The sequence below is a fragment of the Sphingomonas degradans genome, assembly GCF_053502645.1.
Window position 1 is genome coordinate 380,377 of sequence record NZ_CP177172.1, and the last position, 13,639, is coordinate 394,015.

Below are 13,639 nucleotides of genomic sequence, written 5' to 3' on the forward strand. Positions count from 1 at the left end.
CGGCGGGAGAGGCTTGAGCCTGACGGACAAGCTGCGTAAGAGATGATACAACATCGCATCTTTTCAAGGAGCCGATCGTGTCCGAAAGCGAATCCCCGAAGGTCGCGACAGCATCCCCCTTGCCCGTGACGGTGCTGTCGGGCTTTCTCGGCGCGGGCAAGACCACGTTGCTCAACCACATCCTGGCCAATCGCGAGGGGCTGCGCGTGGCCGTGATCGTCAACGACATGTCCGAAGTGAATATCGACGCCGATCTGGTGCGCGGCGGCGACGCGGCGTTGTCCCGCAGCGAGGAAGCGCTGGTCGAGATGACCAATGGCTGCATCTGCTGCACGCTGCGCGACGATCTGTTGCAGGAAGTGCGCGCGCTCGCGGAGGCGGGGCGGTTCGACTATCTGGTGATCGAGAGCACCGGGATTTCGGAGCCGCTGCCGGTCGCCAGCACCTTTTCGTTCCGTGACGAGGCGGGCGTGTCGCTGGGCGACGTGGCGCGGCTGGATACGATGGTCACCGTCGTCGATGCGCTCAATCTGCTCAACGATTATTCGAGCCGGGATTTCTTGGCCGATCGCGGCGAAGCGCTTGGCGAGGAGGATGATCGCAGCCTGGTGAGCCTGCTGGTCGAGCAGATCGAGTTCGCCGATGTCGTCATCGTCAACAAGGCGAGCGCGGTTGCGCCCGAGCAGCTTGCGACGGTGAAGAAGCTGGTCGCCAGCCTCAACGCCGATGCGCGTATCCTGACCTGCGACCATGGCCGGGTGCCGCTGGATGCGATCCTCGACACCGGGTTGTTCGACGAAGAGAAGGCCGCGCAGCACCCGCTCTGGGCCAAGGAACTCTATGGCTATGCCAGCCACACGCCCGAGACCGAGCAATATGGCATTGAGAGCTTTGTCTATCGTGCCCGCGCGCCGTTCGATCCGAGCAAATTCTACGCCTTCCTCACCGAAGGCGGGCTGGATGGGGTGGTGCGGGCCAAGGGGCATTTCTGGCTGGCAACGCGCCCCGACTGGGTGGGCGAGCTGGCAGTGGCGGGCAGCCAGACGATGACGTCGCGCATGGGCCGTTGGTGGGGGAGCATTCCCAAGAACCAGTGGCCCGACGACGACCGGTTCGAGCGCTTCGTCGCCGGGCATTGGGATATGGTCTGGGGCGATCGGCGCCAGGAATTGGTGTTCATCGGCATCGACATGGACGAAGCGCGCATCCGCCGCGCGCTGGACGCGTGCCTGTTGCCGGTAAAGGCCTTCACCCCCGCGCTGTGGATGGGGATGCGCGATCCGTTCCCCGCCTGGGGCGAGCGGGTGGTCGAGGCGGCCGAATGAGCGCGTTTGAAACGATCGTGCGGGCGCCGTGCGGGATTGCTGCCGAACGCGCGGACCCGGCCATTCTGGACCTGGCGGGCAGGCCGCACGTGCACCTTGCGCTGTGGAACCGGCGCTTGCCGGGGGCGCTGGGCTGGCTGGCCGAACTCGATTGGTCGACGATCGCCGATCTCGATTTCGTGGCTGCGCTAGACGCGCTGCCGACGTCGGTGGAGGCGGCATTGGTCGAGGCAGGCTATCCCCCGTCGTGCGGGGTGCTGCGCAACGAGATCGTCGCGCTGGCCCGGCGGTTTGCGGCGATCCTGTCGGTGGCAGCGGTGGCGATCCGGCTTGAGGTGGTCGAAACCGACGCCTGCCGCAAATTCCATGCGGATTATGTGACCGCGCGGTTGCTGACGACACTGGTCGGGCCGGGCACCCAATGGGTGCTGGGCGACCCCGAGGGGGCAGGCCCGATCCGGCAGATGCGCACCGGCGATGTCGCGATCTTCAAGGGCGTGCTGGCGGCGGACCCGCCCGGAATACTCCACCGTTCGCCGCCGATCGCCCAGACGGGCGAGACGCGGTTGCTGCTCGCGATCGACCCCGCGCCGCTCGCCGATCGGTGAGGCACGGTCGCCCCCAAAGAAAAGGGCCGCCGCACCGCAAGGTTGCGACGGCCCAGTCGGCTCGTGGAGAAGCGATCAGAGCTTGAAGCGCGCGCCGATCAAGAAGGTGCGCCCGAAATGGTTGTTCTCGTACGCGCGGTTGGCGTCCATATCGACGTAGCGATCGCGATACGCATCGGTCAGGTTGTTGCCTTCGATCGACAGCTCGATCTGGGGCGTCAGCTTGTAGCGGATCGACGCATCCACATTGGTGATCGCGTTATAGCCTTCGAACAAATTGCCCGTGCCCGACAGCGCATCGAAGAACCCGCCGCGATAGCTGACCGAGCCGCGCGCGCTGAACCGGCTGTCCTCGTAATAGAGCGTCGCGTTGAACGCGCGGGTGGACAGGCCCTGCAACGTGGACTCGCGCGTGATCGAGCTGGCGCCGCCGATGGTGCAGTTCGCACCGCTGCACGCGGAGGTGAACGGCCCGGTCTGGGTGTAATCCGCCTTCGACCGGATGAACGTGGCGTTGGCGATGCCGCCGAAGTTGCGCAGGAAGCCGGGCAGGAAGCGGAACGGCGCCTGGAGCGACAATTCGATCCCCTCCAGCGTCGCGCCGGTGCCGTTCACCGTCGTTGTGACCGACCAGATCGGCGCGGCCTGCTGCGCAGGGTTGAGCGCCGCCGGCGAGGAGGCGGCGAGCACCGAGGCGGGCAGGCCGGTGGACAGGAAGGTCTGTTCGGTCAGGGTGCGCGATACCGGGAAGCTGCTCACTTCCTTCTTGAACACCGCGACCGAGGCGATCGATTGCGGCGCGAAATACCACTCGAGCCCGGCGTCATAGGAGGTGGCGCGATAAGGCTCCAGGAACGGGTTGCCGAAGCTCACCCGGTAGTTGAAGCCATCGGCCGACCCGCCCGGCGTGAGCGATCCCAGCGTCGGGCGCGTCATGACCTTTGCCGCAGCGGCGCGGAACACCAGCTTCGGCGTCAGGTCCACCGCAACGTTCGCGGCGGGGAGCCAGTCGTCATAGTTGCGCTTCACGGTGACGGTCTGGCCGCTGTTGATCCCGGTCGAGGACTGGTCGGTATGCGCATAGCGCACGCCCAGATTGACGCGGACCGGCAGCCCCATGGATTCGCCGTTGGCGTCGATCTGGAAATAGCCGCCCTTGACCTCTTCGGTCACGCTGCGGTTGTTGCCGACGTCGAGCACCTTGGGGCGGCTGTACAGATTGGTGTAGGCGGCCGCAGCGGGGATGTTGGGTATCAGCCAGCTGTTGGTGTTGCCGCTCGGCTGTCCGGCATTGCCCAGCGTGAACAGTTCGGACAGCTGCGCGGTCGCCGGGAAGCCATAAACGGCGGTGGGGCCGAAGGTGCTGGTGGTGGAGCAATTGAGCGTGCCCAGCACCAGATCCTTGCCGCCATTGCCGCACACTGCGGTATCGCGCTGATAGGATTCGACGTCGAAGTCGAAGCGCCGGTACATGCCGCCGGTCTTGAGCGTGAACCCTTGGGTCACATCCCATTCGGTGCGCAGCTGCGCGGTGCGGAACTTGTTGACCACGTTCGACGGGCGGTCGCGGATCTCGGCAAGCTGGAAATTGGCCGGATCGGTGACGCTGGTGCCGAAGGTCAGCTTCGGCGAGCGCGAGTCGGTATAGTCGAACGAATAGCCCTGGGCGTCGCGATCGTCGAACACGATCGTCGTCTCGACCGGGATGTCCGCGTTCGACTTGGACAGGCCGCCGAGCAGGGTGAAGCGGAAATTGTCGCCCAGTTCCTGATCCCAGCTGCCGCCGATCTGGTAGAAGGTCGTCTTGGACTCGCGCCAGTAATGCTCGGTGCGGACCCAGGCGTCGTTGAGCGTCGCCGAAATCATGTTGTTGTTGGAATCATAGACCGGGTTGACCACGTCGATCGAGCGCTCGTTCGACCGCAGCAGCACTTCGCCCCACTTCTCTTCGCGCACTTCGCTGAACCGCGAATAGAGCGCGTCGAGCGAGATCTTGGTCGCTTCGGTCGGTGCCCATTGCACGCTGCCGGTGATGCCCAGCCGCTCGCGATCGTGGCGCACCTCGCCATAGCGCGGGATGCGCGGGTGGAAGGACAGGGTGGCCTTGTCACAGGCGGCGCTGGGCAGATAGCGCCCGCCGCTGTTGGGGCGCGCGACATTGGTATAGGCCAGCGTCGAGCCGCTGCCGGTGGTGTTGTAGAAGCACGGCGTGCCGTTCACCGAATCGAACTGCGCCTGTGCCCAGCGGACGGTGTTGTTGCCGAGTTCGAGATTGTTGGTCTTCTGATAGGCGGCCGACACGGCGGCGCCGAAGCTGCCATCGGGCGATTTCCACGAGAGGAGACCGGCAAGGCGCGGGCCCCAGTTCTTGGACAGATCGTTGTAGCTCGCCTGGCCCGACGCAACGAGTGTCAGCCCGTATTTGCCGCCCAGCGGATTGCCGGTGTTGAGGTCGACCACCGCGCCCAGCGATCCTTCGTCCAGCGATGCCTCTGCGGTCTTGTGGACGACGATCGAGGTGAACAGTTCGGACGCGAAGACGTTGAAATCGAACGCGCGGTCACGGTTGGCGCTGGCGCCGTCGGTGGACGTGGCGACCGTTTCCAGGCCGTTCAGCCGGACGCGCGTATATTGCGCACCTAGGCCGCGCACGGTGATCGCGCGGCCTTCGCCGGCGTCGCGCTGGATCGAGATGCCGGGGATGCGCTGGAGCGATTCCGCCAGGTTCTGGTCGGGGAATTTGGCGATGTCCTCCGCGACGATTGCGTCGACGGCGGAGACGGAGTCGCGCTTCACGTTGAGCGCGGCCTGGAGCGACTGGCGGAAGCCGGTGACGATGATCTCGTCCTGCGCGCTATCGTCCTGCGTTGTGGCGGCTGCGGGGGCGGCGGTGTCCTGCGCATGGGCGGCGGACGGCAGCAAGAGCCCGAGCGCGAGCGCTGCCATCGAGGCGCCTCCGGCGCTGCGGATCAGCGTGTTGACGGGCGTGGAAACCGTGGATCGCATACTTCCCTCCTAGACGCCGGGTACGGCGGTTCTTTCGGGGCCTGCGCACGAATGGCACAGGACCCTGGCTCGAAAGGGAGGCGCATGATTCCCAGCGTAATTAAGCCTCCCCTGGGAGGTCGCTTCTGCGGCGACTCACCCAAAACCGGTTTCGCTGGTAACCGGTGTCAAATTAACGCTATCGCCTCATTTTCCGCGTGTCAACGCATTGACGCGACAATTTGACACCGGTAGCAGTACAGCGTTCACAGCCGGGATTGAACTCGGCGGAACTACGGAGGGAGAGGGTGGTCGATGATGCGCCGAGCGTGCGCAGCCCTGCGCCGAACCGGTGCATGATGCGTCGATCCGACACCTCGCTTCCGTGGGATTTTTGTGGCCGAAGGCGCGCGTCTTCGGCGAAAAGTGACGGTTTTCGAGGATGATGAAGGTGTTGCCGTGCCATGATCGACGCGCCCTGGCTGTGCCTGGGTCGGTCGTTTCCCTGCGCGCCTTTCCCCCGAGACCCGCCGGGCTCCGATTTGTGAAGGGGAGGGGAAGCCGATGAGCGCCCAGAGTGCCGCCGACGAGATTGCAGAGGCGTTTGTCCAGGCCCGCCGGGCGAGCGGTGCGCTGACGGACTATCCGGGCGCGATACCCGGCTCGCTCGAGGATGCCTATGCCATCCAGGAGCATGCGATCCGCCTGTTCGACACGCAGATCGTCGGATGGAAAGTCGGCCGCATCCCCGATCCGCTGGTCGCCACTTATGGCAACAACCGGCTGGCCGGGCCGATTTTCGCGGGCAGCGTCGTGACCGCGGGCCCCGATGATGTCCCCGAAATGCCGGTCTTCGCCGGCGGGTTCGCCGCGGCGGAGGCCGAGTATCTGCTCCGCGTCGGCAACCTGCCCGAGCGCTTCGACCGCGCATGGACCAACGAGGACGTGGCGCCCTATGTCGACGTGATCCATGTCGGCATCGAAATCGCCAGCTCGCCCTTTGTCGGGATCAACGATCACGGCCCCGCCGTCACCATATCGGATTTCGGCAATAACAACGGCCTTGTAATCGGGACGGAATTGTCGCGCGGGGAGGATTTCCAAGCGTGGCCGGTAGCGCTAACAATCGACGGTGAGACCGCCGGCACGGGAATCGCCAGCAACATGCTCGACGGGCCGTTCGGCGCAGTGCGCTTCCTGTTCGAGCTGGCCGCCAGCCGCCCGCTGCCGCTGGCGCCGGGCCAGTGGATCTCGACGGGAGCCGTGACGGGCGTCCATCCGGTGCGCCCCGGCGCGCTGGTGGAGGCGCGTTTCGGTGAAGCCATGCGGGTGCGGTGCACGATCGGCGACAATCGCCGCGACTGAGCCGGCGAAGCGATTAAGGGAGAGGGTAATGCCGGCATCGGGTGAGGCGATCATCGCCAAAGCGAGCGAACGGGTAGGGCGGTATCGCTGGATGATCGTGGCGCTGTTGTTCGCCGCGACTGCCATCAACTATATCGATCGTCAGATGATCGGCCTGCTCAAGCCGACGATGATGAGCGACCCCGCGCTCGGCATGGACGAGCGGACCTATGCCGACATCGTCGTGTGGTTCCAGGTCGCCTATGCCGTCGGCTATCTGGGCTTTGGCAAGGTGGTGGACATGATCGGCGCGCGGATCGGCTATGCCGTCGCGGTCGTGATCTGGACCATTGCGCACGTCGCGCATGGCGGCGCGTACAGCGTCACCCAGTTCGCGCTGGCCCGGTTCGGGCTGGGCATCGGCGAATCCGGCAACTTCCCCGCCGGCGTCAAATCGGTCGCCACCTGGTTCCCGCAAAAGGAGCGCGCCTTCGCGGTCGGCGTGTTCAATGCCGGATCGAACGTCGGCGCCATCGCCGCGCCGCTGCTGTGCTTCCTGATGGTGCCGGCCGTGGGCTGGCGCATGACCTTCATTCTGACGGGCGTGTTCGGCGCGATCTGGCTGGTCGCGTGGCTCGCCATCTATCGCGACGATCCCGCCAGCCATCCGCGCGTCGGCGCGGCGGAAGTCGCGCACATCACGCAGGACCCGGCCGACCCCGAAGTGAAGACGCCGGGCCTGTGGCTGCGCCTGCTCGCAACGCGCGAGACCTGGGCCTTCGCGCTGGGCAAGTTCTTCATCGACCCGATCTGGTGGTTCTACCTGTTCTGGCTGCCGGGCTATCTGGGCGCGCAATATGGCCTGGACCTCAAGACCTGGTCGACGCCCACCGCCGCGCTGGCGCTGGGGGCGATCTATCTGATTTCGGACGTTGGCAGCGTCGCGGGCGGCTGGCTGTCGGGCCGGCTGATGAAGGCGGGAATGAGCGTCAACAAGGCGCGCAAGCTGACCATGCTGATCTGCGCGTTCTGCGTGCTGCCGGTGGTGTTCGCCACGTCGGTGCCGAGCCTGTGGCTGAGCGTGCTCATCATCGGCATCGCCGCCGCCGCGCACCAGGGCTTTTCCGCCAACCTCTACACGCTGCCGTCCGACACCTTCCCGCGTTTTGCGGTGGGCGCAGTGATCGGGATCGGCGGTACGCTGGGCGCGATCGGCGGGGCGTTGTTCTCCAAATACTCTGGCGACATCCTCGATCGGGTGGGCAGCTATGCGCCGATGTTCATCTCGGCGGGTGCTGCCTATTTCCTCGCGCTGCTGGCGGTCCACCTGCTCTCGCCGCGCCTGGCGCGGGTCGAGCGGTTCCGCGCATCGACGCCCTGGGCAGTGATCGTGTCGGTGGCCGCCGGGCTGGTCGGCGTGGTGATCTTCCTCGCATCGGGCAAGAAAGCGGCGGAAGGGTGCATTCCCGTGTGGATGGGGGCGACGTCGCCCTGTTTCGCGCCGGGCACCTACTATACGATGCTGCTTGCCTGTGCCGCCGTCGTCGTGCTGGCGATCCTGGCCAACATCTTCGTGCGTAAAAAGGCCCTGTGAGACTGTCATGACCAAGCCGCTGAAGCCCGACCCCGATCGCCTGTTCCCCGCCGACGAGCGGACCCGGTCGATCGCGCGGGCGCTGTACCGCGACGTCGCCGGGCTGCCGATCGTCAGCCCGCACGGGCACACCGACCCGACCTGGTTCTCGACCAATGCGAACTGGTCGAACGCGACTGAGCTGCTGCTGTCGCCGGACCATTATCTGTACCGGATGCTCTATTCGCAGGGTGTCGCGCTCGACGATCTGGGCGTGCCGAGCAAGGCGGGCATGCCGGCCACCGATCCGCGCGCGGCATGGCGCACCTTTGCCGAGCATATCCACCTGTTCCGGGGTACGCCGTCGGCGATGTGGCTGGGCCATGTGTTCGGCGAAGTGTTCGGGTTCGACGTTGCGCTGGATGCGTCGACTGCCGATCTCTATTACGACACGATCAACGCCAAGCTGGCGAGCGATGCGTTCCGCCCCCGCGCGCTGTTCGATCGCTTCAACATCGCCTTCCTCGCCACGACCGAGGGGCCGCAGGACGATCTGTCGCCGCACCATGCGATCCACGCTTCGGGCTGGAAGGGGCGCGTCGTCACCACCTATCGCCCCGACGCCGTGATCGATGTCGAGCATGAGCAGTTCGCCGGCGCGATGAAGGTGTTTGCCGAAAAGACTGGCGAGGACGTGTATTCGTGGGACGGCTATCTGGCCGCGCACCGCAAGCGCCGGGCCGATTTCCGCGCGGCGGGCGCCACTGCGACCGACCATGGCCACCCCACGGCGCAGACCGCCAACCTATCCTACGAAGAGGCCGAGCGGCTGTTCCGCACGATCCTGTCCGACAGCTGGACGCCGCAGGATGCCGAGCTGTTCCGCGCGCAGATGCTGACCGAAATGGCGGCCATGTCCGAAGAGGATGGCATGGTCATGCAGATCCATCCGGGCAGCTTCCGCAACCATAATGGCGGCCTGTTCGCCAGCCATGGACGCGACAAGGGCGCCGACATCCCGATGCGCACCGATTATGTCCATGCGCTCAAGCCGCTGCTCGACCGGTTCGGCACCAGCACGCGGCTGTCGATCATCCTCTTCACGCTGGACGAGACGGTCTATGCCCGCGAACTCGCGCCGCTGGCCGGGCACTATCCGTGCCTGAAGCTGGGGCCGAGCTGGTGGTTCCACGACAGCCCGGAGGGGATGCGCCGCTTCCGCGAGCAAGTGACCGAGACGGCGGGCTTCTACAACACCGTCGGCTTCAACGACGATACTCGCGCCTTCCTGTCGATTCCGGCGCGGCACGATGTCGCGCGCCGCGTCGATTGCGGGTTCCTGGCGCGACTGGTCGCCGAAGGGCGGCTGCTCGACTGGGAAGCTGCCGAGCTGGCCTATGAACTGACCAACGGCCTGGTCCGGCGCGCCTACAAACTCGATACTCCCGCGCCGGCGCCCGTCGCCGCTGCGGCCTGAATCCTCTTGAACCTACGGAGCCTGTGATGTTCGATCGCACCTATTATGCCACGCACCCCGATATGATGGAGTGCGTCTCGAACGAGGAACTGCGCGACCGCTATCTGATCGGCGACCTGTTCCGCACCGGGGAATGCGTGCTCAACTATACCCATGCCGAACGCTTCGTGATCGGCGGCGTGGCAGTGGGCGATGCGGCGGTGAAGCTGCCCGACCAGACCGCGCCGGCATCGGCGGCGGGGCACCCGTTCCTGGAGCGGCGCGAACTGGCCGTGGTCAATGTCGGCAAGACCACCGGCACCGTGACCGTGGACGGCGAGACCTTCACGCTGGGCAACAAGGACTGCCTGTACGTGACGATGGGCGCCAAGGACGTGCAGTTCTCGGGCGAGGGCGCGCGCTTCTATCTGGCGTCGTGCCCGGCGCACAAGGCGTTCACCACGCGCGTGATCTCGGTCGCCGACGCCACCACGTTGGAGCGCGGCAGCCTGGAGGAATCGAACGAGCGGACCATCTATCAGATGGTGATCCCCGGCATCTGCGACAGCGCGCAGCTGGTGATGGGCCTGACCGTGCTCAAGCCGGGCAGCGTGTGGAACACCATGCCCCCGCACATCCATGAGCGCCGCAGCGAGATCTATTTCTACTTCGAGCTGGACGGCCCCAATGACCGCGTCTTCCATTACATGGGCGAAGGCGAGGCGATGCGGCACATCGTGATGGCGAACGAGGAAGCCGTTATCAGCCCGCCCTGGTCGATCCACATGGGTTCCGGGACCAAGGCCTATGCCTTTATCTGGGCGATGGCGGGCGAGAACCAAGATTATACCGACATGAACGTGCTGGACATCTGCCAGCTGGCGTAAATCTTTGCTCCCCTCCCGCTTGGCGGAGGGGCTGGGGGAGGGCGCGACGCGACGCCCTGTCCCGAATTGTTCAGGCCCTCCCCCGACCCCTCCCGCAAGCGGGAGGGGAGCGCAGGCGGCGGGTATGGGAGAGTGTATGCAGAACCCCTTCGACCTCACCGGCCGCGTCGCGGTCGTCACCGGCGCCAATACCGGCATCGGCCAGGGCATCGCGCTGGCGCTGGCCGCAGCGGGCGCCGACATCGCCGCCGTGGGCCGCTCGCCCGCCGAGGAGACGGTGGAAAAGGCGCGCGCGCTCGGCCGCCGCGCCGAGATCATTTCCGCCGATCTGTCGACCATCGAACCTGTGAACAGGGTTGTGGACGAGGCTGTGGATAAGCTCGGCGGGCTCGACATCCTGGTCAACAATGCCGGCATCATCCGCCGCAACGACAGCCTCGACTTCACCGAGGAAGACTGGGACGCAGTAATCGATACCAATCTGAAATCGGTGTTCTTCCTGTGCCAGGCGGCGGCGCGCCACATGGTTGCCAACGGCGGCGGCAAGATCATCAACATCGCGTCGATGCTGACTTTCCAGGGTGGCATCCGGGTGCCGAGCTATACTGCGTCCAAATCGGGCATTGGCGGGCTGACCAAGCTGATGGCCAATGAATGGGCGGGCAAGGGCATCAACGTCAACGCGATCGCGCCGGGCTATATCGCCACCAACAACACTGCGGCGCTGCAGGCTGACCCGGACCGCAACCGTTCGATCCTGGAACGCATCCCGGCAGGCCGCTGGGGATCGCCCGACGACATGGGTGGGGCGGCGGTGTTCCTTGCCTCGTCGGCGTCCAACTATGTCCAGGGCCATGTGCTCGCAGTCGATGGCGGGTGGCTGGCGCGATGATCGACACCCGGCCCATCGCGTTCTTCGGCGAAGTCATGCTGCGGCTGTCGCCCCCGGGGCGCGAGCTGCTGCTCCAGACCAACCAGCTCCAGATCCATGTCGGCGGGGCCGAGGCGAATGTCGCGACCGGGCTCGCCAATCTGGACCATGCCACGCGCATGGTGACGGCAGTGGCCGACAACCAGTTGGGGCAGGCGGTGATCCGCGAACTGCGCGGGCGCGGGGTGGACACGTCCACGATCGAGGTCGCGCCGGGCCGCCAGGGGCTGTATTTCCTCCAGCCCGGCGCCGGGCTGCGCGCCTCCGAAGTCATTTACGACCGCGCGCATTCGGTGTTCGCGGATCGCCCGGCAGATGCTTGGGACTGGGACAAGGCGCTCGACGGGTGCCAGCGGCTGCATTTGTCGGGCATCACCCCCGCGATCGGCCCGAACAGCGCCGATGCCGCCATCGCCGCCGCCGAAGCGGCCAGCGCGCGCGGGATTCCGGTGTCGTTCGACGGCAATTACCGCGCCCGGCTGTGGGAAGCATGGGACAGCGACCCGCGCACCGTGCTGACGCGGCTGATCGGCCATGCCGATGTCCTGTTCGGCAACCACCGCGACATATCGCTGCTGCTCGGCCGCGAGTTTTCGGGCGAGGGGGCGGACCGGCGGCGCGAGGCGGCGGAGGCGGCGTTCGCGGCCTTCCCCAAGCTCCAGCTGATCGCATCGACGGCGCGGCATGTTGACGATGCCGACAGCCATCGCATCGCCGCGCGGATCGACACGCGCGAGAATGGATACCAGACGGCAGAGACGCTGGTCGCCGGTATCGTCGACCGGCTGGGTGCGGGCGATGCGTTTGCGACCGGCGTGCTGCACGCGCTGCTCGACGGCGGCGATGCGCGCGCGGCGGCGGAGGCGGGGCTGGCGCTGACCGCCCTCAAGCATTCGCTGCCGGGCGATGCCAGCCTGTTCAGCCGCGCCGATCTGGCCGCGTTCGAGGCGGGCGGGATGGATGTCCGGCGCTGAGCTGGACCGCCGGACGCTGATCGGCGCCGGTGCGGCGCTGATCCTCGCCGGCTCGGCGCGCGCGAGCGCCGACACGCCGGTGCGCGCGCCCGACGGCGATTATCTGGGCGACAGCGCCGGCGCCGTGCGGCGGTTTCGCGGCATCCGCTATGGCCGGGCCGAGCGGTTCCGCGCGCCGGTGGCGGTATCGACGCCGGGCGTGCCGGTGGAGGTGCGCGGCTTTGGCCCGGTCGCGCCGCAAAAGGGCAACTACGCCCCCCAGTCCGAGGATTGCCTGTTCCTCAATATCTGGACGCCGGGGGCGGATGCGCGCGCGCGGCGCCCGGTGATGCTCTACATCCATGGCGGCGCCTATTCCAACGGCAGCGTCACCGATCCGCTGAACGATGGCGCCGCGCTGGCCGCGACCGAGGATGTCGTGGTGGTCACGGTCAACCACCGGCTCAACGCGCTGGGCTATCTCTATCTCGCGCGGTTCGACGCGCGCTTTGCCGATAGCGGCAATCTGGGGCAGCTCGACCTGATCCTCGCGCTGCAATGGGTGCGGCGGAACATCGCGGCGTTCGGCGGCGATCCCGGGCGCGTGATGCTGTTCGGCCAGTCGGGCGGCGGCGCAAAGATCGCGACGCTGATGGGGATGCCGGCGGCCAGGGGGCTGTTCCATGCCGCCGCGACGATGAGCGGGCAGCAGGTCACCGCATCGGGACCGCTGAACGCGACGGCGCGGGCGCGCGCCTATCTGAACCGGCTGGGCGTGCGCGAGGACAATCTGGCGCCGCTGCTCGACATGCCGGTGGAGAAGCTGGTCGATGCGCTGGGCGCGACCGATCCGATCCTGGGCGGGGGCGTGTATTTCGGGCCGGTGCTCGACATGAAATGGCTGACGCGCCACCCGTTCTGGCCCGATGCCAATCCGCAATCGAACGCGATTCCGATGCTCCTCGGCAATGTCCGCGACGAGACGCGCGGGTTCATCGCGCCCGATTCGGCGCGGATCAAGGCGCTGACCTGGGACAATCTGGCCGCCGAAATCGCGCCCGACATGCGCGTGGACATCCTGCCCGAATGGGTGGTGGCCCAGTATCGCGCGCATTTCCCGTCCGACAGCCCGTCCGACATCTTCTACCGAGCGACCACCGCCGGGCGCAGCTGGCGCGGGCAAGTGATCGAAGCGGACGCGCGCGCGGCGGCGGGCGCGGCGGCGACATGGGTGTATCAGCTCGACTTCCCCTCGCCGGTTAAGCCCGAGCGCGGCGCGTTTCACACCCATGATATCCCGCTGGTGTTCGGCACGCTCGCGGCGGAGGGCTCGCTGACGGGAACCGGCGCGGTGGCCCAACGGCTGAGCCGGCAGATGATGGGCGCCTTTGCCGCGCTGGCGCGCTCCGGCAGCCCGGCGGTGCGGGGGGCTCCGGCCTGGCCCGCCTATCGCGTGCCGGAGCGGGCGACCATGGTGTTCGATGCCAAGAGCCGCGCCGTCAACGACCCGCGCAAATGGGAGCGCGAGCTGTTCGCGCGCGTCCCGTATATCCAGCCGGGCAGCTGATGCGCGGATA

At 66.8% G+C, this 13,639-nt stretch carries 9 protein-coding genes and 1 pseudogene; 9 read left to right on the top strand and 1 reads right to left on the bottom strand.

Annotation, left to right across the window (positions count from 1 at the left end; genetic code table 11):
* Positions 1–77 precede the first annotated feature (77 nt).
* Complete coding sequence (locus tag ACG3SL_RS01800) at positions 78–1,325, top strand: GTP-binding protein (RefSeq protein WP_448663429.1); 1,248 nt, start codon at positions 78–80, stop codon at positions 1,323–1,325.
* On the top strand, positions 1,322–1,933 hold the full coding sequence (locus ACG3SL_RS01805) for a DUF1826 domain-containing protein (protein ID WP_448663430.1): 612 nt from the start codon (positions 1,322–1,324) through the stop codon (positions 1,931–1,933). The genes ACG3SL_RS01800 and ACG3SL_RS01805 overlap by 4 nt, the downstream gene beginning before the upstream one ends.
* Before the next feature lie 75 nt (positions 1,934–2,008).
* Here ACG3SL_RS01805 and ACG3SL_RS01810 read toward each other — a convergent pair whose 3' ends face one another.
* Complete coding sequence (locus ACG3SL_RS01810) at positions 2,009–4,939, bottom strand: TonB-dependent receptor (protein WP_448663431.1); 2,931 nt, start codon at positions 4,937–4,939, stop codon at positions 2,009–2,011.
* Between the two features lie 543 nt (positions 4,940–5,482).
* Between ACG3SL_RS01810 and ACG3SL_RS01815 the strand changes: the two genes are divergently transcribed.
* From ACG3SL_RS01815 to ACG3SL_RS01845, 7 genes and pseudogenes are all read left to right on the top strand, one after another.
* The gene (locus tag ACG3SL_RS01815; protein ID WP_448663432.1) at positions 5,483–6,283 is read left to right on the top strand and encodes a 2-keto-4-pentenoate hydratase; all 801 of its coding nucleotides are present in this window, start codon (positions 5,483–5,485) and stop codon (positions 6,281–6,283) included.
* A gap of 28 nt (positions 6,284–6,311) precedes the next feature.
* Positions 6,312–7,619, top strand: a pseudogene (locus ACG3SL_RS01820) (MFS transporter); the annotation flags it as partial.
* A 244-nt stretch (positions 7,620–7,863) separates the two neighbouring features.
* A complete protein-coding gene (gene uxaC, locus ACG3SL_RS01825; RefSeq protein WP_448663433.1) occupies positions 7,864–9,312 on the top strand; it encodes a glucuronate isomerase in 1,449 nt (482 codons plus the stop codon).
* Between the two features lie 26 nt (positions 9,313–9,338).
* Positions 9,339–10,178, top strand: a complete 840-nt coding sequence (kduI, locus tag ACG3SL_RS01830) for a 5-dehydro-4-deoxy-D-glucuronate isomerase (RefSeq protein WP_448663434.1) — start codon at positions 9,339–9,341, stop codon at positions 10,176–10,178.
* Positions 10,179–10,314: 136 nt separating this feature from the next.
* Complete coding sequence (kduD, locus tag ACG3SL_RS01835) at positions 10,315–11,070, top strand: 2-dehydro-3-deoxy-D-gluconate 5-dehydrogenase KduD (RefSeq protein ID WP_448663435.1); 756 nt, start codon at positions 10,315–10,317, stop codon at positions 11,068–11,070.
* Complete coding sequence (locus tag ACG3SL_RS01840; protein ID WP_448663436.1) at positions 11,067–12,083, top strand: sugar kinase; 1,017 nt, start codon at positions 11,067–11,069, stop codon at positions 12,081–12,083. Before kduD ends, ACG3SL_RS01840 begins: the two co-directional genes overlap by 4 nt.
* On the top strand, positions 12,070–13,629 hold the full coding sequence (locus ACG3SL_RS01845) for a carboxylesterase/lipase family protein (RefSeq protein ID WP_448663437.1): 1,560 nt from the start codon (positions 12,070–12,072) through the stop codon (positions 13,627–13,629). The genes ACG3SL_RS01840 and ACG3SL_RS01845 overlap by 14 nt, the downstream gene beginning before the upstream one ends.
* Positions 13,630–13,639 lie beyond the last annotated feature (10 nt).